Source organism: Pseudomonas glycinae (assembly GCF_001594225.2).
GTDB classification, from domain to species: domain Bacteria; phylum Pseudomonadota; class Gammaproteobacteria; order Pseudomonadales; family Pseudomonadaceae; genus Aquipseudomonas; species Aquipseudomonas glycinae.
In genome coordinates this window covers 1,483,767-1,509,530 of record NZ_CP014205.2, presented here as the reverse complement: position 1 = coordinate 1,509,530, position 25,764 = coordinate 1,483,767, and the positions used below count along the sequence as shown (strand labels likewise).

At 59.5% G+C, this 25,764-nt stretch carries 22 protein-coding genes; 14 read left to right on the top strand and 8 right to left on the bottom strand.

Annotated features, from left to right (window positions below; translation table 11 throughout):
* Nucleotides 1-244: 244 nt before the first annotated feature.
* Entirely contained in the window at nucleotides 245-1,024 is a 780-nt protein-coding gene (locus AWU82_RS06800) for a TSUP family transporter (protein WP_011334290.1), read from the top strand.
* Here AWU82_RS06800 and nudC read toward each other — a convergent pair.
* The 3 genes from nudC to AWU82_RS06785 all read right to left on the bottom strand — a co-directional run bounded on the left by nudC (nucleotide 992) and on the right by AWU82_RS06785 (nucleotide 3,497).
* A complete protein-coding gene (nudC, locus tag AWU82_RS06795) occupies nucleotides 992-1,822 on the bottom strand; it encodes an NAD(+) diphosphatase (protein WP_064381471.1) in 831 nt (276 codons plus the stop codon). The genes AWU82_RS06800 and nudC overlap by 33 nt on opposite strands.
* A 6-nt stretch (nucleotides 1,823-1,828) precedes the next feature.
* Entirely contained in the window at nucleotides 1,829-2,641 is an 813-nt protein-coding gene (locus tag AWU82_RS06790; protein ID WP_011334292.1) for a crotonase/enoyl-CoA hydratase family protein, read from the bottom strand.
* 82 nt (nucleotides 2,642-2,723) lie between these two features.
* A complete protein-coding gene (locus AWU82_RS06785; RefSeq protein WP_064381468.1) occupies nucleotides 2,724-3,497 on the bottom strand; it encodes a class I SAM-dependent methyltransferase in 774 nt (257 codons plus the stop codon).
* Between the two features lie 158 nt (nucleotides 3,498-3,655).
* Here AWU82_RS06785 and AWU82_RS06780 point away from each other — a divergent pair, with 158 nt between their 5' ends.
* The 4 genes from AWU82_RS06780 to pncA all read left to right on the top strand — a co-directional run bounded on the left by AWU82_RS06780 (nucleotide 3,656) and on the right by pncA (nucleotide 6,169).
* Nucleotides 3,656-4,189, top strand: a complete 534-nt coding sequence (locus AWU82_RS06780; protein ID WP_011334294.1) for a tetratricopeptide repeat protein — start codon at nucleotides 3,656-3,658, stop codon at nucleotides 4,187-4,189.
* Between the two features lie 62 nt (nucleotides 4,190-4,251).
* Complete coding sequence (locus AWU82_RS06775; protein WP_139831562.1) at nucleotides 4,252-4,737, top strand: RNA polymerase sigma factor; 486 nt, start codon at nucleotides 4,252-4,254, stop codon at nucleotides 4,735-4,737.
* The gene (locus AWU82_RS06770; protein WP_064381466.1) at nucleotides 4,734-5,492 is read left to right on the top strand and encodes an anti-sigma factor family protein; all 759 of its coding nucleotides are present in this window, start codon (nucleotides 4,734-4,736) and stop codon (nucleotides 5,490-5,492) included. Before AWU82_RS06775 ends, AWU82_RS06770 begins: the two co-directional genes overlap by 4 nt.
* 50 nt (nucleotides 5,493-5,542) lie before the next feature.
* A complete protein-coding gene (pncA, locus tag AWU82_RS06765) occupies nucleotides 5,543-6,169 on the top strand; it encodes a bifunctional nicotinamidase/pyrazinamidase (protein WP_064381465.1) in 627 nt (208 codons plus the stop codon).
* A gap of 122 nt (nucleotides 6,170-6,291) precedes the next feature.
* Here pncA and AWU82_RS06760 read toward each other — a convergent pair whose 3' ends face one another.
* The gene (locus AWU82_RS06760) at nucleotides 6,292-7,593 is read right to left on the bottom strand and encodes an ATP-binding protein (protein ID WP_064381464.1); all 1,302 of its coding nucleotides are present in this window, start codon (nucleotides 7,591-7,593) and stop codon (nucleotides 6,292-6,294) included.
* Between the two features lie 4 nt (nucleotides 7,594-7,597).
* Nucleotides 7,598-8,299: a response regulator gene (locus AWU82_RS06755; RefSeq protein ID WP_007960391.1), complete on the bottom strand. Its 702-nt coding sequence runs from the start codon at nucleotides 8,297-8,299 to the stop codon at nucleotides 7,598-7,600.
* 304 nt (nucleotides 8,300-8,603) lie between these two features.
* On the opposite strand from AWU82_RS06755, the gene AWU82_RS06750 reads away from it, so the two are divergent.
* From AWU82_RS06750 to AWU82_RS06735, 4 genes are all read left to right on the top strand, one after another.
* Nucleotides 8,604-9,761 carry an efflux RND transporter periplasmic adaptor subunit gene (locus tag AWU82_RS06750; RefSeq protein WP_011334302.1) on the top strand — a complete coding sequence of 386 codons (1,158 nt, stop codon included), beginning with the start codon at nucleotides 8,604-8,606 and terminating at the stop codon, nucleotides 9,759-9,761.
* A gap of 15 nt (nucleotides 9,762-9,776) precedes the next feature.
* Nucleotides 9,777-12,875 carry a multidrug efflux RND transporter permease subunit gene (locus AWU82_RS06745; protein WP_064381462.1) on the top strand — a complete coding sequence of 1,033 codons (3,099 nt, stop codon included), beginning with the start codon at nucleotides 9,777-9,779 and terminating at the stop codon, nucleotides 12,873-12,875.
* A 78-nt stretch (nucleotides 12,876-12,953) separates the two neighbouring features.
* The gene (locus AWU82_RS06740) at nucleotides 12,954-13,595 is read left to right on the top strand and encodes a DUF1345 domain-containing protein (protein WP_064381461.1); all 642 of its coding nucleotides are present in this window, start codon (nucleotides 12,954-12,956) and stop codon (nucleotides 13,593-13,595) included.
* Between the two features lie 216 nt (nucleotides 13,596-13,811).
* The gene (locus AWU82_RS06735; RefSeq protein ID WP_064381459.1) at nucleotides 13,812-14,309 is read left to right on the top strand and encodes a hypothetical protein; all 498 of its coding nucleotides are present in this window, start codon (nucleotides 13,812-13,814) and stop codon (nucleotides 14,307-14,309) included.
* A gap of 61 nt (nucleotides 14,310-14,370) precedes the next feature.
* Here AWU82_RS06735 and AWU82_RS06730 read toward each other — a convergent pair whose 3' ends face one another.
* The 3 genes from AWU82_RS06730 to AWU82_RS06720 form a co-directional block, all read right to left on the bottom strand.
* Nucleotides 14,371-16,815, bottom strand: coding sequence for an autotransporter outer membrane beta-barrel domain-containing protein (locus AWU82_RS06730; RefSeq protein ID WP_064381457.1), 2,445 nt, complete (start codon nucleotides 16,813-16,815; stop codon nucleotides 14,371-14,373).
* Between the two features lie 246 nt (nucleotides 16,816-17,061).
* Nucleotides 17,062-19,149, bottom strand: a complete 2,088-nt coding sequence (locus AWU82_RS06725; protein ID WP_064381455.1) for a hypothetical protein — start codon at nucleotides 19,147-19,149, stop codon at nucleotides 17,062-17,064.
* Nucleotides 19,150-19,248: 99 nt separating this feature from the next.
* Nucleotides 19,249-20,097 (bottom strand): hypothetical protein, encoded by an 849-nt coding sequence (locus AWU82_RS06720; protein WP_084776958.1) that lies wholly within the window; start codon nucleotides 20,095-20,097, stop codon nucleotides 19,249-19,251.
* A gap of 209 nt (nucleotides 20,098-20,306) precedes the next feature.
* Between AWU82_RS06720 and AWU82_RS06715 the strand changes: the two genes are divergently transcribed.
* From AWU82_RS06715 to AWU82_RS06695, 5 genes are all read left to right on the top strand, one after another.
* Entirely contained in the window at nucleotides 20,307-21,335 is a 1,029-nt protein-coding gene (locus AWU82_RS06715; protein ID WP_064381452.1) for a LacI family DNA-binding transcriptional regulator, read from the top strand.
* Nucleotides 21,336-21,509: 174 nt separating this feature from the next.
* Nucleotides 21,510-22,292, top strand: coding sequence for a sugar phosphate isomerase/epimerase family protein (locus AWU82_RS06710; protein ID WP_064381450.1), 783 nt, complete (start codon nucleotides 21,510-21,512; stop codon nucleotides 22,290-22,292).
* Nucleotides 22,285-23,250, top strand: coding sequence for a sugar kinase (locus tag AWU82_RS06705; RefSeq protein ID WP_064381448.1), 966 nt, complete (start codon nucleotides 22,285-22,287; stop codon nucleotides 23,248-23,250). The genes AWU82_RS06710 and AWU82_RS06705 overlap by 8 nt, the downstream gene beginning before the upstream one ends.
* Nucleotides 23,251-23,372: 122 nt before the next feature.
* Nucleotides 23,373-24,671, top strand: a complete 1,299-nt coding sequence (locus AWU82_RS06700; RefSeq protein WP_064381445.1) for an MFS transporter — start codon at nucleotides 23,373-23,375, stop codon at nucleotides 24,669-24,671.
* Between the two features lie 21 nt (nucleotides 24,672-24,692).
* Entirely contained in the window at nucleotides 24,693-25,661 is a 969-nt protein-coding gene (locus AWU82_RS06695) for a 2-hydroxyacid dehydrogenase (protein ID WP_064381444.1), read from the top strand.
* Nucleotides 25,662-25,764: the final 103 nt, after the last annotated feature.

Here is a 25,764-nt window from a genome sequence, read left to right as displayed (position 1 = left end):
GAGTGAGCTAGAGCAGCAAGCGTGCCAGCGACAGGAGGCCCGGTTTTATTGGGGATGCAGGCAATCGGCATGCATGGTGGGAGGGTGATTTGTTGGGTGCCTGTTCGGTGGGCAACAGTTGAACAGTCGGGGAAAGGACTTGCCAGCGATGAGGCCATATGGGTCGCCGCAACACCTGGAAATGAGTAACATGACTGCCCTCCCCGCAGCCCAGCTCTGCGCCCTGCCGAAATAAGCCGATTCCATGCCTTTCGAACTCAGCGTTGACCTCACCACCCTGGCCGTTCTGGCCCTTGTCGCTTTCATTGCCGGATTCATCGACGCCATCGCCGGCGGTGGCGGTCTGTTGACCACGCCTGCGCTGCTCACGGCCGGTTTGCCGCCACACCTTGTGTTGGGCACCAACAAGCTGAGTTCGACCTTCGGTTCGGCCACCGCCAGTTTCACCTTCTACCGACGCAAGCTGTTCCATCCCAAGCAGTGGATGCACGCCATCGTCGGCACGCTGGTCGGTGCGCTGACCGGCGCCATCGTCGCCCATTACCTGCCCGCCGAATGGCTGAACAAGATGCTGCCGGTGATCGTCTTCGCCTGTGGCCTATACCTGTTGTTTGGCGGCACGCCGAAAGCGCCGCTGGACAGCGACGCACCGATCAAAAAGAAGTGGCAATCGACCCAGGGCTTCAGCCTCGGTTTCTACGACGGCGTGGCCGGTCCCGGCACTGGTGCGTTCTGGACCGTCAGCAGTCTGCTGCTGTACCCGATCGATCTGGTCAAGGCCAGCGGCGTGGCGCGCAGCATGAACTTCGTCAGCAACATTGCGGCGCTGTCGGTGTTCGTGTTTTCCGGGCAAGTGGACTGGATCATCGGCCTGAGCATGGGCCTGTCGGTGATGGTTGGCGCGTTCTTCGGGGCGCGCACCGCGATCAGCGGCGGCGCCAAGTTCATTCGTCCGGTGTTCATCACCGTGGTACTGGGGTTGACCGTGCGTCTAGCCTGGCAACACTGGTTCAGCGTGGCCTAAGCGCCGCGCCACGTAGACGTCGATCAGGTATCGGGCAATCGATTTGGACGCCGGCAACGGCGGCAGATCGTGCACGTTGAACCACTGGGCGTCTTCGATTTCGTCCTCCTGGCAGACAATCTCGCCACCGGCGTATTCGGCATGGAAGCCGAGCATCATCGAGTGCGGGAATGGCCAGCACTGGCTGCCCATGTACTGGATGTTCTTCACCTCGATCTGCACTTCTTCGCGCACTTCGCGGATCAGACAATCCTCGGCCGACTCACCCGGTTCGGCAAACCCGGCCAGCGTGCTGTAGACCCCGGTGACGAAACGCGGTGAGCGCGCCAGCAGCACTTCATCGCCACGGGTCACCAGCACGATCATGCTCGGCGAAATTCGCGGATAACTGCGCAGATCGCAGGGCTGGCAATACATCGCCCGCTCCCGTGGCACCTGGGTCATGGCCTGACCGCAGTTGCCGCAGAACCGGTGCTCACGGGCCCAGGTCCCGATTTGCGCCGCGTAACCCAGCACTTTGTAGATCGTGTGATCGCCGTCGAGCATGAACGCCCGAAGGCCTTTCCAGTTGCAGCCCGGCACCTCGCTGGTGCTGTGCAGTTCCAGCAGATACACCGGCTCGCCATCGAGATGACCGATACCGTGCTCGGCCAGGATCGACAAGTCCTGGCGCTTGAGCCATTCCCGGGGGAACAGCGCGCCGTTGTCATCGAACAGGAAACCCTCGGGGCTGCGCGCCACGGCCCAGCCGCCGGGTTGATCGGTGTCCAGTACTGCAGTGGTCCAGCGAGATGTCATGGTTTCTCAATCCAGAAATTCAGGTTTCTGTTTGCTCATATGGGCGGCCATGGCCACGCGCAAATCGTTGGATTGCAGCATGGCGGCGTTCCAGGTGGCAACGTACTCGAGACCGTCGTCAATGCGATGGTCGCGCATGTAGCTGATCATTTCCTTGGTGCCGGTGACCGCGATCGGCGACTTGCCGGCGATGTCCCGGGCAATGTCCATCACGCCTTCGATCAAGCCGTCCTTGTCGCTGTAGACGCGATTGACCAGGCCGATGCTGCGCGCTTCTTCGGCGCCAAAGGTGCGACCGGTGTAAGCCAGTTCACGCAGCATGCCGTCACCGATGATCCGTGGCAACCGTTGCAGGGTGCCGACGTCAGCCGCCATGCCGATGTCGATTTCCTTGATCGAGAATTGCGCGTCTTCGGCGGCGTAGCGCATGTCGCAGGCGGCGATCAGGTCGATAGCGCCGCCCAGGCAATAACCCTGGATCGCCGCGAGTACCGGTTTACGGCAATTGTCGACCGCATTGAACGAGGCTTGCAGGGTCAGGATCTTTTTGCGCAGCAGGCGCGCGTTACGGCCGACGTCCTTGCCCAGCTCATTGGCCACGCCGGCCAGCATCATCAGGTCGATGCCCGAGGAAAAGTGTTTGCCAGCGCCGCTGAGCACCACCACCCGCACTTCGTCGGTGTCGTCGATCCACTGGAACACCTCGACGATTTCACTCCAGAACGCGGCGTTCATCGAATTGATCTTTTCCGGACGATTGATCTGCACATGGGCGATGTTGTCGGCCAGTTCGACGCTGAAGGCGGTGTATTGAGTCATGGCAGAAATCCTTTACCGGGCTGAAAATGAGGCCCGAACTATAACAAGGCATCAGCACGGCGGTTCGGCCAAATGCGGGACTCTAGCCGTTCTTCACCGCGACGAAGGCGGCGGTCTCATAGGGCACTGTCACCACCTCCCTGCCCCGCAGTTGCGGCTCGCCGGCAATCAGTTGAGTAATCTGCTCGTCGATCTTCGCGCGCTGTTGATCGCTCAACGCGGCAATGAAACTGGTGGAGCGTACCCGGTTGAAAATCACATCTTCCGGCGAGCCTGTATGACCATGCTGAAAGTGCTGCGCCTGCAATGGCCCGAAACCCGGATGGGGAAAGGCCTTGCGCCACTCGCCGGTGTAGAAGCGCGGTGTATCGCCTTCCAGCGCATTGACGATGGCGTCCAGCTTGGGCACCCAGTCGATCCGGGTGTCGCGCAGGTTCCAGATCAGGCCCAGCTTGCCGCCCGGTTTGAGGACCCGAGCGATTTCATCCAGCGCCTCGCGACTGGCAAACCAGTGAAAGGCCTGCGCGCAGACCACGGCATCCACCGAGGCATCGGGCAACAGCAGATCCGTTGCCGTACCGCTGACGGCCAGCACCTGCGGCCAGGCCAGCGACAGTTTTTCCAGCATCTGCGCCACCGGTTCCACGGCGATTACCTGGGCGCCGGTCGTCACCAGCCGTCCGGTGAACTTGCCGGTGCCGGCGCCGAGGTCGATAACGGTCTTGTGGCCATCGAGGCCCAGTGTGCCTGTCAGCCAATCGCTGACCGCCGGCGGATAGTCGGGCCGGCCTTTGACGTAGGTGTCGGCAGCGGTCTTGTAGCCGCTGGCGGCCGAGTGGTGAACCTGATCTTTCATGGCCAAACTCCCATGGTAGAACTGCAGATCAACGACGAACGATGACCAGCATAGCGCCGGAAAAAGGGCTTTCCTTTAACAAAGCCTGACAAAGCAATGAATAAATGTTCACCCTGTGGTGTTCAAAGTGAAACATGACCCCCTGTGGAGCCTTGCCCATGACTATCCGTTCCGTTATGTTCGCCGCCCCGTTGCTGGTGGCCGCGATGTTGTCCAGCCCTTTGGCCCTGGCCCACGGCGATGAAGACGAGCCGGTGCAGAAACCCAACTGCCCGAAAGGCCAGGTGTTCGACACCAAGACGCAGAAGTGCGTGATGCAGACCAGCCATCTGGTGCCCGACGCCGACCGGACCGACTACGCCTACCGTCTGGCCAAGGCCGGCCGTTATGAAGAAGCCCTGGCCCTGCTCGATACGCTGGAGCAACCGAACACCGCCAAGGCTCTCAACTATCGCGGTTACGCCACACGCAAACTGGGGCGCACCGACGAAGGCATCGGTTATTACCTGCAATCGGTGAAGCTTGATCCGCAGTACGCGCAGGTCCGCGAATACCTGGGCGAGGCTTACGTCATCAAGGGCCGCGTCGATCTGGCGCAGGAACAGCTGCAGCACATCCAGAAGATCTGCGGCACGACCTGCGAGGAATACCGGGACCTGGCCGAAGCCATCAACGATTCATCGAAAACCTGACACGACACGCGGAGGCGAACATTTTCAGCGATCAGGCCTTCAGAGCCGAACTCGGGCAACACCTGGCGCGCCTGTGGCGTTACGGCTTGCTGCTGTCGCGCAATCGGCACGTGGCCGAGGATCTGGTGCAAGCCACCTGCGTGCGGGCGCTGGAGCGTTCGGGGCAGTATGTGGCCGGCACACGCATGGATCGCTGGCTGCTGAGCATTCTGCATTCGATCTGGCTCAACGAAGTGCGCGCCCGCCGGGTGCGCCAGGGCCAGGGCGTGGCGGACGCCGACAGCCAGCTGACGTTCGATGGCGAATACGCCGCGCAGACCCACGTGATGGCGGCGCAGGTGATCCGCCGGGTCGATGCGTTGCCGGAAACCCAACGCGAAACGGTTTATCTGGCTTACGTCGAGGGGCTGTCCTACCGCGAAGTTGCCGAGATCCTGCAAGTGCCGATCGGCACAGTCATGAGCCGGCTGGCCACCGCGCGCCTGAAACTGGCCGAATACCCGCCGCTGCAAGCGGTACCGAAGAGCCCCGCAGGAGATCGGCAATGAATGCGCCTTCCGACGAGCAACTGGTGGCGTATCTGGACGATGAACTGGACCGCGAACAGCGCAGCCAGCTCGACAGCCTCATCGCCGACGATCCGCTGCTGAGTTTGCGGGTGCAATGGCTGAGCCGCAGCAACCTGCCGTTCAAGGCTGCCTACGACGAACTGGCGCAACAGGCGCCGCTCGATCGCTTGCAGGCCCGGCTCGATGCCGCGCCGTCACCGCAGAAACCCGGTTTCAGCCGGCGCTGGTTCATCGGCGCAGCGGCAGCGGGCGTGGCGCTTGCAGGTGTCGCGACGGACCGCTTGTTCCTGGCCTGGCAAACTCAGCAATCGCACAACTGGCGCGAACGGGTGGGCGATTACATGGCGCTGTATGTGCCGCAGACCCTCGAACATCTGCCCACCGATGAAGCCTCGCAACAGGCGCAGTTGCGAACCGTCGACGCGCGGCTGGGCGTAAACCTGTCGCCGGCGAAACTGAAACTGCCCGGCGCGCAGTTCAAACGCGCGCAATTGCTCGAGTACGACGGAGTGCCCATCGCCCAGATGACCTGGCTCGACGCCACCCACGGCCCGCTGGCGCTTTGCGTCACGCGCACCAACAGCGGCAGCCAGCCGCTGGCCCATGAACGTCGGCACGGGATGAACGTGGTGTACTGGACCGAACGCGAACACGCCTGGATGCTGATCGGCCACCACCCGGCTTCCGAGCTGGAGGACATGGCAAAAATGTTTAAGACCCGGCTGAACGTTTAAAGAATTTTGTCACTATGCTGCTCGGGTGATTTTCCCAGAAGGATGGATTTATGCCGATTTCGCCACGTACAGCCCTGCTGGTCATCGACGTGCAGAACGACTTCATTCCCGGCGGCCAGTTGGCCGTGCCGGAAGGTGATTTGATTGTTCCGTTGATCAACCGGCTCGCCGGGCAGTTCAAGCAAGTGGTCATCGCACAGGACTGGCACCCGGCCGGGCATGCGTCGTTTGCCTCCAGCCACCCAGGCCGCCAGCCCTATGACGTGATTCAACTGCCGTACGGCGAGCAGACGCTGTGGCCGGATCACTGCATTCAGGGTTCACGCGGTGCCGAGTTTCACACGGGACTCGATCTGCCCCACGCGCAATTGATCATCCGCAAGGGCTGCAACCCGGACATCGACAGTTATTCGGCGTTTCTGGAAGCGGATCGCGTCACGACCACGGGCCTGGCCGGTTATCTGAAGGAACGCGGTATCGACACGGTGTACATGGTCGGTCTGGCGCTGGATTTCTGCGTGATGTTCTCCGCACTGGATGCTCGGGCGGCGGGGTTCAATGCGTTTGTGGTGCTGGATGCGTGCCGGGCGATTGATTTGAATGGCTCGCTGGCGACGGCGATCGAGCGGATGCAGGTGGCCGGGGTCGGGTTGATCCAGTCCACTGAGATCCTCTAATTTCCACCCAGCGCACTGATCGTTCCCACGCTCTGCGTGGGAATGCCGCCATGGACGCTCTGCGTCCACTGTGACGCGGAGCGTCACGGTATGCATTCCCACGCGGAGCGTGGGAACGAGCATTACATGGGGGTTGGCAGCCAAAGTCTGAACCGCGCCCCACCCAACGGCGAACCTTCCACCGTCAACGTCCCGCCCTGCGCTTCCAGCGCCCGGCGGCTGATCGCCAGGCCCAGGCCAAACCCGCCGGTCGCCCGATCGCGGCTGCGATCCAGTCGATAGAACGGCTCGAAAATCCGCTCCCGCTCATCTTCCGGAATGCCGATGCCGTCGTCATCCACCCAGATCTCACAACCCTTCGGACAAACCTGCACGCCAATCTGAATGCGCTTTTCGCAGTAGCGCATGGCGTTGCGCAGCAGGTTCTGAATCGCGCGGGCCGTCAGGCGCGGGTCGAGGGAAAAGCGTTCCAGCTGATTGTGCAGCAGCACATCGATGACGATTTCCGGGGATTCCAGTTCTTCATCGACGCTGCCCAGAATGCTGTCGATGAACTCGTCCAGCGACACTTCGACCTGCTCCGGCAACTTCGCCGGATTCTGCAGGCGACTGTAGGACAGCAACTCCAGCACCAATTCATCGAGTTCACGAATATGCGCGACCAACCCTTGCAGGCGCTCGCGGCTGGCTTGCGGCAAGTCGTCGGACAGCGCCAGCGCCAGGCCGAAGTCCAGGCGGGTCAGCGGCGTGCGCAGCTCGTGGGACACGGCGTTGAGCAGATCCCGTTGCTGATTGAGCAGGTTTTCGATATCACCGGCCATGGTGTCGAACACGTGGGCCAGGCTGCCGATATTGGAACTCGGGCCGATTTGCGTGCGCTCGCTCAAATGGCCCTTGCCGAAGCGTTCGGCCGTGCCCTTGAGGCGTTCCAGATCACGCCAGTGCGGACGAAACCAGAGCAACAGGCACGCCAGCAGGCTCGCGCCGATCAGCACGTTGATGCTCCAGTACAACAGACTCACGTCCATCGGATCCGGCGGCACCACCATCTGCACCGCCATTTCGTCGTTCAGCGGCGTGACCGCCAGCGTGCGCCAGCCCCAGTCGCCGACCCGCACCATGTTCTCGCCGCGTCGCAGACGTTCTTTCTCGATGGCGGTGAAGCCGGGGTCATCGATACGGGCAAGCACGATGTGCAGCGGCTGGAAATCCTTGTCCATCGACGCCGCGAGTGCCGGCCACTGATCCTGCGGCACCGCGCGAAACTGCTTGGTGATCAGCGATTGCAGGCCTCGGGAATAGTCGAGGTTGTAAGTGACGAATCGCTGCTTGAACGCCATCACTACCAGATCCGGCACCAGATAGATCGCCGCACTGTAGGAGACGATTGTCACCAGATAGAGGCGAAACAGGATTCTGAACATCGAATCAGCATTCCCACTCGGAACGGCTGAACAGATACCCCTTGCCCCACACGGTCTTGATCTTGCGCGCCTCGCCGGCGTGGTCGTCGAACTTGCGTCGCAGCTTGGAAATCGCCACGTCCACCGAACGGTCAGTGCCGTTGAACTCGATACCGCGCAGGCGTTGCAGGATCTGGTCGCGGCTCAGCACTTCCCCGGCGTGACGAGCCAGCACCACCAGCAGGTTGTATTCGCCGCTGGACAGTTCAACCGGCTGTTCGCGCCAGGTCACCGTGCGCTCCGACAGGTCGATGCACAGGTTGCCCATCAGAATCCGGTCGTTGGCGGTCATCGGCTCACCGAGGCTGCTGCGCCGCAGCAAGGTGCGAACTCGCGCCAGCAAAACCCGTGGCTCGCAGGGTTTGGTCACGTAATCGTCGGCGCCCATTTCCAGGCCCAGCACCTGATCGTGGCTATCGTCGCGGGCGGTGAGCATCAGGATCGGCAGCGTTGCCGAATCGGCGCGCAACAAGCGACAGACCTGCAAACCGTCGAGGCCCGGCAGCATCAGGTCGAGAATCACCAGATCCGGCGGATTGAGCCGCGCCCGTTCGCGCACATGGTCGCCGCGGCCGATCACGCTGACGGAATAGCCGTTGCGCTCCAGGTAGCTCGAAATCAGTTCGGCGAGGGCGGTGTCGTCTTCGACCAGAAGAATGTTGGGCATTGATGATCCAGAAAGTGCTGTGGCGACTGGCAGGGCCTCTTCGCGGGCAAGCCCGCTCCCACAGGTCCAGTGTGAAAACAGATGTTGTGAAAACCAACAATCACTGTGGGAGCGGCGGTGCGACGACTCGACTTACCCGCGAAGACGGCATATCTGTCGCAATAAATATCAAGGCGTAAAGGATATACGCCCTCACTCGTCCCCGAGCAAAACCCTTACACAATTTCACACAGCACCTACAAAGCTTCACCGCTACCCTCTGCGACTGTCCGTAGGATGCGCAGATCAATATTGGGGGTTGTACATGTCGAAGAATCTGCTGGCCGGGCTCGGCCTGATCGCATTGGCGCTGACGCTGAGTGCCTGTGATAAATCCTCCAACGCCGAGGAACAGGCGCCGCCGGCCACCGTGCGGATTGAAACCCTTGAGGCGCGCCCCCTGTCGATCAGCAGCGAACTGAGCGGGCGGATTGCCGCCCCGCGCATCGCCGAAGTCCGCGCTCGGGTGGCCGGGGTCGTGCTGCAACGCACCTATCGCGAAGGCAGCGACGTGAAAAAGGGCGACGTGCTGTTCCGCATCGATCCGGCGCCGTTCAAGGCTGACCTCGACAGCGCCGAAGCCGCCCTGCGCAAGGCCGAGGCCAACGCGTTCCAGGCGAAACTGCAGGAGCAGCGCTACGCCCAGTTGATCGACGACAAGGCCATCAGCGCTCAGGATTACGACAACGCCCGCGCCAATGCCCGGCAGACCGCCGCTGACGTTGCCGCCAACAAGGCAGCCGTCGAGCGCGCGAAGCTGAACCTCGGTTACGCCACCGTCACCGCGCCGATTTCCGGGCGCGTCGGCCGTGCCTTGGTCACCGAAGGTGCGCTGGTCGGCCAGAACGAAACCACGCCCATGGCGCTGATCCAGCAGCTGAACCCGATCCACGCCGACCTGACCCAGTCGACCCGCGAACTCAACGAGTTGCGCCGGGCATTCCGTTCCGGCCAGTTGCAGCAGGTCGGCCAGGATCAGGTCAAAGCCACGCTGATCCAGGACGACGGCAGCCTCTATCCGCTGCCGGGCAAGTTGCTGTTCAGTGACATTACCGTCGATCCGGGCACCGGTCAGATCATCCTGCGCAGCGAGTTCCCCAATCCGGATCTCGATCTGTTGCCGGGCAGCTACGTTCGCGTGCGTCTGGAACAAGGCGTGATCCAGCATGGCCTGACCGTGCCACAACGCGCGGTGCAACGTGACAGCGCCGGTGTGGCGCAGGTCCTGACCGTCGACGACCAGATGCGCGTCGCCCAGCAGCCGGTACAGCTCGGCGCGGTACAGAACGACCGCTGGATCGTCACCGGCGGCCTCAAGGCCGGCGACCGCATTGTCATCGAAGGCCTGCAACACGCCCGTCCGGGCGAAGTGGTGCAGATCGACGACACCCCTCTTCCACTTGCCCAGACCTCTGGTCAGTAAGCAGGACGCTCTTCTATGCCGCAGTTCTTTATCGACCGCCCGGTGTTCGCCTGGGTCGTCGCGCTGTTCATCCTGTTGGCCGGTGCGCTGGCCATCCCGCAATTGCCGGTGGCGCAATACCCCGATGTCGCGCCGCCGCAGATCGAAATCTATGCCGTGTACCCGGGCGCGTCGGCGCAGACCGTCGACGAAAGCGTGGTCAGCCTGATCGAGGAAGAGCTCAACGGCGCCGATCATCTGCTGTATTTCGAATCGCAGAGCAGCCTCGGCAGTGCCACGATCAAAGCCACGTTCCAGCCGGGCACCAACCCGGAACTGGCGCAGGTTGATGTGCAGAATCGCCTGAAGGTAGTCGAGTCACGCCTGCCGCAAGCGGTCAATCAGCAAGGTTTGCAGGTGGAGAAGGTCTCCGCCGGTTTCCTGTTGCTGATCACTTTGACTTCCAGCGACGGAAAGCTCGACGACGTGGCACTCAGCGATTACCTGGCGCGCAACGTGATGAACGAGATCAAGCGCATCGACGGGGTCGGCAAGGCCCAGTTGTACGGCGCCGAGCGGGCGATGCGGATCTGGGTCGATCCGCAGAAGCTGATCGGCTTCAACCTGACACCGGCCGATGTCAATGCCGCCATCGTCGCGCAGAACGCCCAGGTCTCGGCCGGCAGCATCGGCGATCTGCCGAACCCGAGCACTCAGGAAATCACCGCGACGATTCTGGTCAAGGGTCAGCTTTCGACACCGGAAGAGTTCGCCGACATCGTGCTCAAGGCCAACCCGGACGGCTCCACCGTGCGCATCAAGGATGTGGCGCGGGTCGAGATCGGCAGCCAGGAATACCAGTTCGGCACCCGTCTTAACGGCAAGCCGTCCACCGCCGTCGGTGTGCAACTGTCGCCGGGTGCCAACGCCCTCAGCACCGCGACCTTGATCCGGGCGAAGATGGATGAGCTGTCGCGCTACTTCCCGGCCGGCGTGGAATACAAGATTCCTTACGACACGTCGCCATTCGTGAAGGTCTCGATCACCAAAGTGGTCTACACCCTTGGCGAAGCGATGCTGCTGGTATTTGCGGTGATGTTCCTGTTCCTGCAGAACATCCGCTACACCCTGATTCCGACGCTGGTTGTGCCGGTAGCGTTGATGGGTACTTTTGCGACGATGCTGGCGCTGGGCTTCTCGATCAACGTGCTGACCATGTTCGGCATGGTGCTGGCCATCGGCATTCTGGTGGACGACGCCATCGTGGTGGTGGAGAACGTCGAGCGGATCATGGCTACTGAAGGCCTGTCGCCGAAAGAAGCGACGCGTAAGGCGATGACCCAGATCACCGGCGCGATCATCGGCATTACGCTGGTGCTTGTCGCGGTGTTCATTCCGATGGCCTTCATGCAGGGTTCGGTGGGCGTGATTTACCGGCAATTCTCACTGTCGATGGCCACCTCGATCCTGTTCTCGGCGTTTCTCGCCCTGACCTTGACCCCGGCGTTGTGCGCAACGCTGCTCAAGCCGATCGCCAAAGGCGAACACCACGAGAAAACCGGGTTCTTCGGCTGGTTCAATCGCCGCTTCGAGCAGTTGACTGATCGCTATCAGGGCTGGGTCGGCTACGCACTGAAACGCACCGGACGCTATCTGCTGATCTACGTTGTATTGCTGGTGGGTCTGGGTCTGTGCTTCGCGCGGCTGCCCTCCTCGTTTCTACCGGTCGAGGACCAGGGTTACACCATCACCGACATTCAACTGCCACCCGGTGCGAGCAAGAACCGCACGGTGCAGGTGGTCGAGCAGATCGAAGCGCACAACGCCAGCGAACCGGGCGTGGGCGACAGCACCGTGATTCTCGGGTTCAGCTTCTCCGGCAGCGGCCAGAATGCTGCGTTGGCGTTCACCACGCTCAAGGACTGGTCGCAGCGTGGCAGCGACGACTCGGCAAGTTCGATTGCCGACCGCGCCAACATCGCCCTCAGCCAGATCAAGGATGCCGTGGCTTTCGCCGTGCTGCCGCCGCCGGTGGATGGCCTCGGCACGTCCAGCGGCTTCGAGTTCCGCCTGCAGGATCGCGGCGGCCTCGGTCATGCAACCTTGATGGAAGCGCGCACCCAACTGCTCGCCGCCGCCGAGAAAAGCCCAATCCTGATGAACGTGCGTGAAAGTGCCCTGGCTGAAGCCCCCCAAGTGCAGCTGGAAGTGGACCGCAAACAGGCCAATGCGCTGGGAGTTTCGTTCGCAGACGTTGGCAATGCGCTGTCCACCGCCATCGGCTCTTCGTACGTCAACGACTTCCCCAATCAGGGGCGCATGCAACGGGTAGTCGTGCAGGCTGAAGGCGATCGCCGCAGTCAGGTCGATGACCTGCTGAAAATGCACGTGCGCAACGACGCCGGGAAAATGGTGCCGTTGTCGGCGTTCGTCAAAGCCACGTGGACTCAAGGCCCGGCACAATTGACCCGCTACAACGGCTACCCGGCGATTTCGATTTCCGGCGAACCAAAACCCGGTCACAGCACCGGCGAAGCCATGGCGGAAATTGAACGGCTAGTCGCACAAGGCCCGAAAGGTATGGGTCAGGAATGGACCGGTCTGTCGCTGCAGGAACGTTTGTCCGGCAGTCAGGCGCCGATTCTGCTCGGGCTTTCGCTGCTGATCGTGTTCCTGTGTCTGGCTGCGTTGTACGAGAGCTGGTCGATTCCGACATCGGTGTTGCTCGTTGTGCCGCTGGGTGTACTCGGCGCGGTGCTGGCGGTGACCCTGCGCGGAATGCCCAACGACGTGTTCTTCAAGGTCGGCCTGATCACCATCATTGGCCTGTCGGCAAAGAACGCGATTCTGATCATCGAATTTGCCAAGAGCCTGTATGACGAAGGTCATGACCTGATTGACGCCACGCTTCAAGCGGCGCGCCTGCGGTTGCGGCCGATTGTGATGACTTCGCTGGCGTTCATTCTGGGTGTGGTGCCGTTGGCGATTGCCACGGGCGCGAGTTCGGCGAGCCAGCAGGCGATTGGTACCGGGGTGATTGGCGGGATGATTACGGCCACATTGGCGGTAATCTTTGTGCCGGTGTTCTTCGTAGTTGTGATCAAACTTGTACGCAGGATCGCCAAGCCTGATTGATTGACCATTCCCTGCGCGGTGGCCACAGGTCGCCGCGCTGGGCTAAGGTGTCTGAACCACCCTGGCCATTGAGTCCCCATGCGCTTCCTTGCCCGCACCCACCCTCGCCTCTCTGCCGCTGCCCTGTTCGGCCTTGCCGTCGGTCTGCTGGTACCCGCCGATTCCGTCATCAGCAAAATCCTCATAGGCTGGAATGCCGGGGTCTGGACCTATCTGATCCTGATGTTCTGGCTGACAGCCCGCGCGAAAGCACCGGACGTCAGACGCATCGCCGAAGTCGAGGATGAAAATGCCGGGCTGGTGTTGTTCGTGGTGTGTATCGCGGCGCTGGCCAGTCTGGCGGCCATCACGCTGGAACTGGTCGGCAGCAAGGACCTGCAAACTTCCCACAAGCTCCTGCACTACGGCTTTACCGCGTTGACGGTGATCGGCTCATGGTTGCTGATCGGGGTCATTTTCAGCGTCCACTACGCCCGGCTGTTTTATACCTGGGATGGCAAGGAACCGGCGCTGCGTTTTGCCGAGGGCCTGACGACGCCCAACTATTGGGATTTTCTGTACTTCTCGTTCACCATCGGCGTGGCGGTGCAGACGGCGGATGTCGGCGTGGCCACGCGGGAGATCCGCAAGATCGTGCTGGCGCAGTCGTTGATCGGGTTTGTGTTCAACACCGCGATTCTGGGGTTTTCAATCAACATCGCCGCCGGCTTGTTTGGTTGAGTTGCCCAAAACATCAGTGTTTTCGTCGGTTTTGAATGAAAACCTCAGAATGAAAACCGAAATAAAGGAAGTCTAAAAAATCACAAAAATAAACGGCTGTAACCTGTCAACTCTGACAGTTTACAGCCGCATCCTCTTTGAGCTTCCATACAACATCCAGAAGTAGGACCGGTCAGTCTTTGGATGACTCTTACCATTCTGTATGGAGATAAACTCATGAGCTTCGCAGCCCGAGCCTACGCGCCAACGCTTACCGCACAACCGTACTTGTCGGCCACCATCAATGGCGATGCCAATCCAGGCTTCAGACACGTCAAGATCCCGCCATTCAAAGAATTTCGCTCAACCTCTGTGCCTGTACTCGAGTTAAAAGCGTTTCCCGATGGTCTGTTTTACTGGCTCAGAGCCGGGCACACAGAAAATGGAATGACACAGACAATCGAATTTGTCTTTTCCTCGAAGCCCGCGCCAGGAACGGCTTCACTATCCAAGAATATGGACGATGTCCGAGTGACCTATAACTCCAACCCGGTGAACGGTGACCTACACATGGCCGAAAGCGGTACCATCACATTTCAATACGATGAAACCGAAAAAAACCTGACCGCAACGTGGACGGGTTTGTTTGATCATGGCGGTTCAGATGGTGACAATGTGTTTCCGATCTCTGGAGAGTTCCTCGTTATCGTTGACCTCAGCAAGATCCGAAGATAACTCGCCCAACAGCCCATAAAAAAAGGAAGCTTTCAAGCTTCCTTTCTATTTTCGACCCCATTCAGAAGTTATAACTCAACCCCACACTCCCCCCCAGCTCCTGGTCAACTTTCGTACCGCGACTGGTGCCAACCTCCGCATAAACCTGCCATTTTTTGTTGACCGGAACCCAGTTCATTCCCCCGGTCAATTCCAGGCTGGTACTGGACAAGTCATTATTGAAACTGGTGTCGTTGACACTGACGCGGTTGTTATTGACGAACTCGTGGCTGACAGCGGCACGGAGGCGTGGTTGCAGCTTGCTGCCATTGTCCAGCGTGAGCTCACTCCCCACCGTCATCCCGACCTTGCCGAGCACCGAACGAGTCTCGTCGCTGTCTACTTGCAAGCCATTGTCCAAGTGGTAGCGCTTGCCCTCGACGGCTGCCAAACCTATTTGCGCGGAAGGCTCAATGAAATAACCGTGGTTCAAGGGAATGTGCTTGCCGACTTCCACGGTCCCGCTCAAACCCAGGTTTTTGAAGTTGCCTTTGGTTCGAGTGTCGTCGCTCAAGGTGACTTTGACATCGTTATTGAACCGGTTGATCTTGCCGACGGTATCCACGTAATAACCTGTCGCTTGATCAAACCAGGTCAAGTAAAGACCTGCATAACCACTGTCAATCGTACCGGAACTGCCTCGCGCCAAATCCAGACGCGTGTTGCTGTAGCCGCCAAAGACACCGATCAACCATTGGCCGTCCCAAAATGGCAATGCTTTGTCCACCCCTACCGAGACACCTGTCTGGTGTTGATTGAAACCGTTACCGTAAGCGCTCTTTACGTTGTACTGATTACCGTAGGTTCGAATCCAGAGACCGGATGACGAATCTTGAGCATTCGAGCTCAATGCCCCTTCCGATTGTGCCCTGGGCTGAGTGCCGGCCATGCGCCGGTCTCCGAGGCGAGTATTGAGGGTGGTCATCTCGGATTGAATGACCGTGGGCACCGTTCCGGAGATCGCAAGAGCGGTTTGAGAACCCGTGCTCGGTGTGGTCCCATCGGGTTGCAGATACAGCCCTTCGCCCTCTCTCACCAGCTTGTAGGCCAGGGCGCCAATATCGACTTGTCCACTTTGCAGGGAAAACTGCGCATCTCCGGAAGCGATGTTCCCCACTTTGATCAGCGCCCCACTGGCGGGCTCGCTGGCGGTAGCCTCCACCACCAAACCATGCTGGCCCGTTGCCGACTCTGTGACATTCAAAAAATCCGTCTGAGCAGTACCCACGTCCGTGCGCATAAAAAACTGACCGTTGCCCGATAAGGTGGCTATATCCAGCTGACTATAGGCCTGGTCTGTTCCAAAACGCACTGCACCGCCCTGCATGTCCAGGCGCGAGACCGAGTTACTGCTACCGGCCATGTTCCATTCGGCACCACGGCTGACCGACATGCTGCTGACACCGGAAACAGCACCCGTGAATCGGGCATTGTTGTCCAGCACCACCGCTCCCGCACCGGTGCCCTGGATCTTACCGGTGAGAACGCTTTGGGTATCAAGCTTTACCGAATCGACATTGATCAGGTTGCCATCCAATGTCGCGGCGTTTCTCAACGAAACGCTGGCGATGCCCCCCTCAGCGACTTCGATGTTGCCGGACAATTTACTGTTGTCGACCTGGAACTGAGCAGCGGCTCCATCGACTACTTCGAGGATATTGCCATTACCCCCGATCAAACGAGAGCCGTTGTTGACATCGATCAGCACTGGCTGACCAGCAGGTGTTGCCAAATCGACAGTAATTGCCGCGCCACTGATCCCCTCGACGGTCGCGTCATCCAGTATTAAATGACTTCGACCAGTGACATCACCGGGATTGGCTACGGTGTCCTGCCCGAAAGTGACCCCGTTGAGACCGCCGGTAATCTTGCTGCGGGCACTTACATTGGCATTCCCGCCAAACAGGGCCAACCCGATACCGTCCGCATCCGTTGCGCTCACTTGAGTATTGATCAGATTCAATGTGCTGAGTGAAGTTACCGCTGCACCGAATGTCCCGCCATGCAAAGTACTGCCAGTGACAGTGGCGGTAGATCCCACAGCGGTCAGCAGATCCCGGGCCAGCGTCAGTGCAGCGCCCTGGCTGATCAACGTGCTGTTCGAGAGGGTGGCCAGGCTGTCAGTCAACGCCAACGCAGCTTCAAAACCTGTGCTGGTAACAGTTGATCCGCCAAGGTCGACTCGAGCGCCTGCCGAGGCATCAATCTGTGATGTCGTGGCGTTATCGCCATTGAGAGCTCCGCCACCGACTTGAATATCCAGTGCACTGGCGCCGTTGATATTCAGCGTAGCGGTCGTGGGAACAAACCAGGCTTCGGGTGTAGCGCCTGTGGAAACGGTCGCCACCTCTCCCGGTTGAAGATTACGGGCATTAGCGGGCTCTGAAGTGGTCATTATCACCACTGCATAAGTGAGCACACCAGTAAATTTCATGAACGTCAATCCCGGTATCTTTTCAAACTTCATAACAACTTCTCTCTGAGATTTGTCGGGACGGGAGAACGACGGTTCGCAGCATGGATCCATCAGACGTCCGTCATTGGCGGCGTCGGAGAATACCTACAACTTCGAATCATCTATGTAGGACTAATCCTCTTTACAGGTAGGGTTCATCCCTGCCGAATGAAGAGCTATCAGCAATTTCGAAGACAGAGCAACCGCATTCGCCGGGAGAGCACTGTTCTCCCGGTGAATGCAGCCCTGGCATTGATGCTATGGCTCTGGATCCCAACCCGGCTCTGATTCGCAGTACAGGAAGTCTGCGTTGAGCAAATAGACCGTCATTTCCGTTACACCGGATGTAGGAACTGTCGGTGTCGAATACCAGACTTTTACATAACCCGCGTAGAAGTCTGAAGGATCCGGAGTAGCGGGTGGAGGCCTTGGTACATCCCGGATCACCGGATCATAAGGCCCGACATCAAAAATCATCCCGGCGATCAATTCAGACGCGTTGATATTCCGGGTTTCGGTGTACTCCGTATCGGACGGTGCCGGCGTTTGATAATCCTCCGTCCGGAATCCGCGCCAGTTGAACGTGATAGGCATACCGTCGACAAAGTGGTTGTTTGGCGGAATACGGAATCTGGCCACATGATCATCGGCCGATACGGTCAGGCTTTCGCAAATAATGAACGGATCGGCAGTCCCGTCTGCAAGCGGCCGAACAAACTCTGGCGGATCAAGATTAATGACCACCGTATTGACCGTCACATCGGTTTCGGCCGAAGTTTGAATGTTGTTGCGACCGGGATTCTCATATACCCACCAAACTTTCTTCTTCCCCAGACCGCCGGGACCGACAATGGAATAAAGCAAAGGGAGTTCAATCTCTGTATTGATATTTGTAACGTCCATCGGCATTGAGCCGACGACGACTTCGCCCGCATCTCCGAGGAAATACGCGGTGACCAGATCACCATCTTCCGGGTCTGGAAAGGTAGTACCCGGAGTAACAGGTGAGACATCAATGTATATCGTGGCAGTTTGATTGGCATCATGTGGGCCCAGCAAGTTATCGGTAACAGGGGCTTGTCCCCGCACGATAGCCTTTCGGAACTCGGGATTGACGACTGGAGGTGGAATAAGTGGGTCGACGGTATAAGGCGGGTGCGTCGAGAAGTCAGTGTTTGCTCTCGTATCCACCTCACTGACAGACACTAAGTTACGCATCAAATCGGCTTTGACCTGAACAGGCACCTCGTAATTCGCGCCGGTCTGATTCTCGAAATACTCTTTGCTCAAAGCGGCCCATGGAATAGTGAAAACCAGTTTGTTCAGGGTGCCGAACTCCAGGTCCTGGGCAGCCTGACTTCCCCATTTCAGGCTCACCTCATCATCATTGAGTGCGTTCACCGGCCGATCGACTTCGACAGTAACACCTGCACGCGCATCGTTCAGGTCGATCAGACCGTCATCGTTTGTCGGTACGCGCAGTGGCCCCAATTCGGGCAGCGGCAGAAAGCGAGTGTTTTTGAAACTTACTGACCACGCACTTTCGTTGCCTGCAACATCAAGAATCCTGAACCAGATGAAAGCCCTGCCGCTGGTGATCTTCCTCAACTCGTCAATCGGAATCCACACCTCGCCATCGACGGGCATGTCACCTTCGAAGAAAGGCGGCACCTGCGGAGGATTGGTTCGTTGATTGGCGAAATACAGCTGCACGTGGTCATCCGGTTGAGCATTGGTATATGTGGTGTCGATGGCAACCAACAACCCCTTTGCGCTTTCCGGAAGACCTGCCCACGCATCGTCCAGATCGCCAGGGGCATTGGGAAATGACACTCTCGGGGCTAATTTGACGCCGGGCCTTTGTCCAGGATTGGGCGGAGTCTGGATCGGTTTTTCTTGCCAGGGTGCCGTGCGGTCAATCCGAAACGGCACGAAAGCCGAAGTCAATGCGTTCAGGCCACGTTCATAGTACACGCAGCGCACCCAGAACGTAGTCGGGCCGGGGGGTGTTGCGTCCTCCCCCAGATATTCCGTGGGCACTGAATACGCAAATTTGTCCGGTCGTACCGGCATATCCGGCAGGGTCACTCGTGGCAGCCTTGTGTAGTCTGCGGGGGTCGGAACGGCAGGCGGCTGGGTTCGCGTTATATCTATTGCGACCTGATCGCCATTTTGCCGGTTATCAGGAACGGTTGTATCCAGTAATAGCTGAAGCGACCCGCCCACCGGAATGGCAGTAACGGGAACGATATCCCGGTCAGGGCCTCGGCCATCTGGCAATTCAGGTAAAGGAGCAGAAAGGGTCCCACCACCCTGCCCCGCGGTTCCAGTTTGAAAACTTGTCATGTGTGTTCTCCAGTACTCTGAACAATGGATATCAATACTTCCTTCATCGACAAGGGCGTTATCGCCGACAGCAGTCGCCTTTCTGTTACAACAACATGTTTATTTCATCCAGCTTGCATCCGAACAAAAACCACTCGTGCCAGGAATCACTCTGTCTATTTTCACCAGACCCGTAAAAGAACTGAATTCTGGAATTCCATTTCGCACTAACAGATATTTAGCCGTCGCTGAATGGTTCTCACGCATAGGTTCGATGTGTGCAGTGAACGGTCTTATTACGATCAAGACCGGCCGTTTGTTGGCCACATCCGTTACCGGAGCGGTAAAAAAAAATTCGGGGGTTAACGCAGCTCCCGATCCATTCAACGAATTCCATCCCTGCCAGGCAAGACTGATCACATCGCCTCGCTGAAACAGGTCATTGAATGGAATCAGAATGCGTATTCCCTCCCAGATAAATAAAGCATCTGGATCCAGAGGGTTGTTTTTTTTACAGCCTATATATCCCCAAAGAGTTGCATCGGGAAAGGTTGCTTCTTTCAACAACTGAGGTGGCGGTGTAATCGCAAACGTCAGGCGCCGTGGTTGCGACGTTGTCTGGTTGACCGAGCGCACGGTGTAATAAATTTCAAATGTAGGCAGATCGGGAAGCAAATCCGGCCTGATTCGAATATGAAACTCGGGGGCATAGTCGGCAGCACCATATTCGGCCCATGCAACGAAATTCGGATTGCCGACGATAAAGATCTCGACACGATCAATACGCGTATTTGGAAGTGTAGGAAACGCTGGCCAGATATTGATGATGCAGACAATTCCGTTTTGCTTCGCATCCGGCGGCAATGTCCCGGCTGGATCCAACGGGTCGACGCCTTCGAATCCAGGCAGATCGAGTAAAATGCCTGCGAAGAGATCGTTGCTTGTGGCGCGGGGATCATCTGCTGACATGGATCACTTCTCGCTCTTCATTCGCCCTTCACGTGCAAGAAATTAAGCGCCCGTATCCAGTGGTTGCCTACTGTCAGATCTGACAGGTAAAACCACCGTCCGTCGGAAACCGTGAAGCAGATTCAACTTCATTCCCAAGACATCAGTTGACGGCTGCTATACAAATGGTGTTTTCTGAAACCGGTTTCAGACAATAAGAAGACCCATCCGTGAACGATTTCTCCGCCGCCCAGCGCAGCCGCGTCACCATGCTCGATGTCGCCGAATACGCAGGCGTGTCCAAGGCCAGCGTCTCGCGCTTCATTGGTGACGACCGCGCCCTGCTCTCGGATGCCATCGCCCAGCGCATCGAGCAGGCAATTACCGAACTCGGCTATCGCCCCAATCAAATGGCCCGAGGCCTGAAACGCGGCCGCACGCGCCTGATCGGCATGCTGGTGGCCGATATCCGCAACCCTTATTCGATTGCCGTGATGCACGGCGTGGAAACCGCCTGCCGCCGGCACGGTTACAGCCTGGTGGTGTGCAACACCGACCGCGATGACGAGCAGGAACGTCAGCACCTGGCGCTACTGCGCTCCTACAACATCGAAGGGCTGATCGTGAACACCCTGGGTCATCATCGGGATGAACTGGATGAGTTGAAGCGGGAAATGCCGCTGGTACTGGTCGATCGCAAGGTCGAAGGGCTGAACAGCGATATGGTCGGGCTGGACAACCCGCAAGCCGTCGAAATGGCGCTCGAACATCTGCAGCAGCGCGGCTATCGCGATGTGCTGCTGGTGACCGAAGCCTATGACGGCACCAGTTCGCGGATCGAGCGGGTCAGCAGTTTTCAGCAACAGATTGGCCAGCGCCAACGCATGAACGGCACGGTGCTGGAAACCGGTTCGAGCCTTGCGAATGATCTTCAAACCTTTTTGAACACACCTGATAACGGCCCGAAAGCCCTGTTCTGCGCCAATGGCGTGGCGGCGCTGGCTTGCACCCTGGCACTGCGCGAGATTGGCTGCCGGTTGTTCGAGGATGTCGGGCTGATCGCGCTGGATGATCTGGACTGGTATCCGTTGGTGGGCAGCGGGATTACCGCCCTCGCTCAGCCGACGGAGGAGATTGGTGCGCGGGCGTTTGAGTGCTTGCTCAAGCGGTTGCGGGGAGATGATGAAGCGGCGCGGACGCTGGATTTTGCGCCGGTGCTGATTGAGCGCGGTTCAACCCAAGGGAAATCGGCTGACTGATCAGGCCCCATCGCTGGCAAGCCAGCTCCCACAGGTAATCGGGTGTACTTGAGTTTCGTGAACGATCCCGTATCTGTGGGAGCTGGCTTGCCAGCGATGAGGCCCGAAAGAACGACACACAATTTACTGATTTTTTTTGAACAAAAATGAAACCGGTTTCAGAGGTAGATAACAATGAATAAACCTGCCGTTTCCATCAGCCTTTCCAGCTACGGCGCCGACCTCGTTCGCCGCCGTGGCCAGGCTTCGTTCATCGAAGTGCTGGCCGCTGCCGGCGCCAATCGCATTGAATGGCGCGAAGAACTGCTGACCATCGAAGTCCCCGAACAACTCTCCACCGCCACACAAGCTCAAGGCCTGCAAAGCATCTATTCCTCGCCCACCGAACTGTGGCTGGCCGGTCAATCAAGGCCCAACCCCGAACTCATCACTGCGTTGCAGAACGCTGAAGCGTTCGGCTCGAAGTGGCTGAAGGTTTCCCTTGGTTTCTTCACCGACAACAACGATCTGCAGACGCTGGGGCAAATCCTCGCGCAGAGCCCGGTGCAACTGCTGGTGGAGAACGATCAAACCTTGCACGGCGGGCGCATCGAACCGTTTCAACGTTTCTTCGCGGCCGTCGAGCAACACAACCTGCCGATCAAGATGACCTTCGACATCGGCAACTGGCAGTGGCAAGACCAGTCCGCCATCAGCGCCGCACGACTGTTGGGCCGTCACGTCGGTTACGTGCATTGCAAAGCCGTGGCCCGCCGTGCCGACGGCAAACTGGTGGCCGTGCCGCCCGCCGCCACCGACCTGCATCTGTGGGAACAACTGCTGCGGCACATGGCCCAAGGGGTCATGCGCGCCGCCGAATACCCGTTGCAGGGCGATGATCTGGTGCAGCTGACCACCGAACACGTCGCCGCCCTCGCCCGCCTCGGTCAGTCCCGCCTGGAGCCTGCTCATGTCTGAGATCGATATTCTGTCGTTCGGCGAAACCATGGCCATGTTTGTCGCCGAACAAAGCGGTGATCTGGCCTGCGTCGAGCAGTTTCACAAACGGATTGCCGGGGCCGACAGCAACGTTGCCATAGGATTGTCGCGCTTGGGTTTCAAGGTGGCGTGGCTGAGCCGTGTCGGAGCCGATTCACTGGGACGCTTTGTCGTCGAAACCCTGGCCCGCGAAGGCCTGGACTGCAGCCATGTCGAAGTCGACAACGCTCACCCGACTGGTTTCCAGCTCAAGTCGCGCAACGATGACGGCAGCGATCCGACGGTCGAGTACTTTCGTCGTGGCTCGGCGGCCAGTCATCTGTCGCCGCAGTCGATCACCCCGACACTGCTCGGCGCCCGGCATCTGCACGCCACCGGGATTCCGCCGGCGCTGTCCGGGTCGGCACGGGAAATGTCCCGTGAGCTGATGACCCGCATGCGCAATGCCGGGCGCAGCGTGTCGTTCGACCCCAACCTGCGCCCGAGCCTGTGGGCCAGCGAGCGGGAGATGATCACCGAGATCAACCGACTCGCCGCTCTCGCTCACTGGGTTTTGCCGGGGTTGAGCGAAGGCCGCCTGCTGACCGGATTTGAAGACCCGGCGGATATCGCCGCGTTCTATCTCGATCAGGGTGCCGAAGCCGTGGCGATCAAGCTCGGGCCTCAGGGCGCGTATTACCGCACCCACCTGGATCAGGGGTTTGTCGCCGGGGTGCCGGTCAAAACCGTGGTCGATACGGTGGGCGCCGGCGATGGTTTTGCGGTCGGGATGATCAGCGCCCTGCTGGAGCACCAGAGTTTTCCCGAGGCGGTCAGGCGCGCCAACTGGATTGGCAGTCGCGCGGTGCAGAGCCGGGGTGACATGGAGGGTTTGCCGACCCGATCCGAACTCACCGCTGATCGTTCCCACGCTCCCGCGTGGGAATGCAGCCCGTGACGCTCTGCGTCACATGGGACGCGGAGCGTCCCCGGAGGCGTTCCCACGCAGAGCGTGGGAACGAGCAACAACCAATCAATTGAACCTGCTGCGACAAAAACAACAAGCTCAGGAGCAAGACCATGAAAACCGCAACCCTCGCCACCCGCCGCTGGTGGTACATCATGCCGATCGTGTTCATCACCTACAGCCTGGCGTACCTGGACCGCGCCAATTACGGCTTCGCTGCCGCCTCCGGGATGGCCGCCGACCTGATGATCACGCCGGGCCTGTCCTCGCTGCTCGGCGCGCTGTTCTTCCTCGGTTACTTTTTCTTCCAGGTGCCCGGCGCGATCTACGCGCAAAAGCACAGCGTGAAGAAGCTGATCTTCGTCAGCCTGATTCTCTGGGGCGGGCTCGCCACGCTGACCGGCGTGGTTTCCAACGCCTATTGGCTGATCGTCATCCGCTTCATGCTCGGCGTGGTCGAAGCGGCGGTGATGCCGGCGATGCTGGTGTACCTGTGCCATTGGTTCACCCGTGCCGAACGCTCGCGAGCCAACACCTTCCTGATCCTCGGCAACCCGGTAACGATGCTGTGGATGTCGGTGGTTTCCGGGTATCTGGTGCAGCATTTCAGCTGGCGCTGGATGTTCATCATCGAAGGCCTGCCGGCGGTGTTCTGGGCGTTTATCTGGTGGAAGCTGGCCGATGATCGTCCGGCCCAGGCCAAGTGGCTCAGCGATCAGGAGAAGCACGATCTGGAAAGCGCTCTCGCCGCCGAACAGGTCGGGATCAAAGCGGTGAAGAACTACGCAGAAGCTTTTCGTTCGCCGAAGGTGATCATTCTGGCGCTGCAATTCTTCTGCTGGAGCATCGGCGTCTACGGCTTCGTGCTGTGGCTGCCGTCGATCCTCAAGGCCGGCGCGCAGATGGACATGATCGAGGCCGGCTGGCTGTCGGCCCTCCCGTATCTGGCGGCAGTGATCGGGATGCTGCTGGTGTCCTGGGGCTCGGACAAACTGCAAAAGCGCAAACGCTTCGTCTGGCCGCCGCTGCTGATTGCTTCGGTGGCGTTCTACGGCTCCTACGCCTTGGGCGCTGAGCATTTCTGGTGGTCGTACACGCTGCTGGTGATTGCCGGCGCCTGCATGTACGCACCCTACGGGCCGTTCTTCGCCATCGTCCCGGAGATTCTGCCGGCCAACGTTGCCGGCGGCGCCATGGCGCTGATCAACAGCATGGGCGCGCTCGGTTCGTTCGGCGGTTCGTATCTGGTCGGTTACCTGAACAGCTCCACCGGTTCGCCCGGCGCTTCGTATCTGTTGATGAGTGGCGCGCTGATGCTCTCGGTGGTGCTGACGATTTTTCTCAAGCCCGGCGCCAGCGACCGGGTGACGGCCAAGCGCGTCGCACCGCGTCCGCAGCCGGCCCATTCCTGAATTGATGGAGAGATGACTGCGATGAAAAAGCAGGTTGTGCTGTACAAAAAACTGTCGCCGGCACTGATGGCGCGCCTTGAGGAACAGGTCGAGGTGACACTGATCGACAGCCTCGACGCCGAAGGTCTGATGAAACTGCGCGACGCCCTGCCCGGTGCTCACGGATTACTCGGTGCGAGCCTGAAACTCGACGCGTCGCTACTCGATCTGGCGCCGCAGCTCGAAGCGATTTCCAGCGTCTCGGTGGGTGTCGACAACTACGACATCGACTACCTGACCCGGCGCAAGGTCCTGCTGACCAACACCCCGGACGTGCTCACCGAAACCACCGCCGACACCGGTTTCGCACTGATCCTGGCCACCGCACGGCGCGTGGTCGAACTGGCGAACATGGTGCGCGGCGGCCACTGGCATCGCAGCATCGGCCCAGCGCATTTCGGCACCGATGTGCACGGCAAGACGTTGGGCATTATCGGTATGGGCCGGATCGGCGAGGCGCTGGCACAGCGCGGGCATTTCGGGTTCGGGATGCCGGTGATCTATCACAGCCAGTCGCGCAAACCGGCGGTCGAGGCGCGCTTCGATGCGCAGTACCGCAGCCTTGAGGACCTGTTGCAGCAGGCGGATTTTATCTGCCTGACCCTGCCGTTGACGGCGCAGACTGAAGGTTTGATCGGTGCTGAACAGTTTGCGTTGATGCGCCCGGAAAGCATCTTTATCAACATCTCACGGGGCAAGGTTGTAGACGAGGCGGCAATGATCGACACCTTGCGGCATAACCGGATTCGCGCGGCGGGGCTGGATGTGTTCGAGCGCGAGCCGCTGAATCATGACTCGCCGTTGTTGCAGCTGAACAACGTGGTGGCGACGCCGCACATGGGTTCGGCGACCCATGAGACGCGCGAAGCGATGGCGCGGTGTGCGGTGGAGAATCTGTTGGCGGCGTTGGCCGGTGAAAAACCCGCCAACCTGGTGAATCCTTCACGTTGATCGTTCCCACGCTCCGCGTGGGAATGCAGCCCGGGACGCTCCGCGTCCCTTCCAGAGCTGGAACGCGGAGCGTCCCTTGAGGCATTCCCACGCAGAGCGTGGG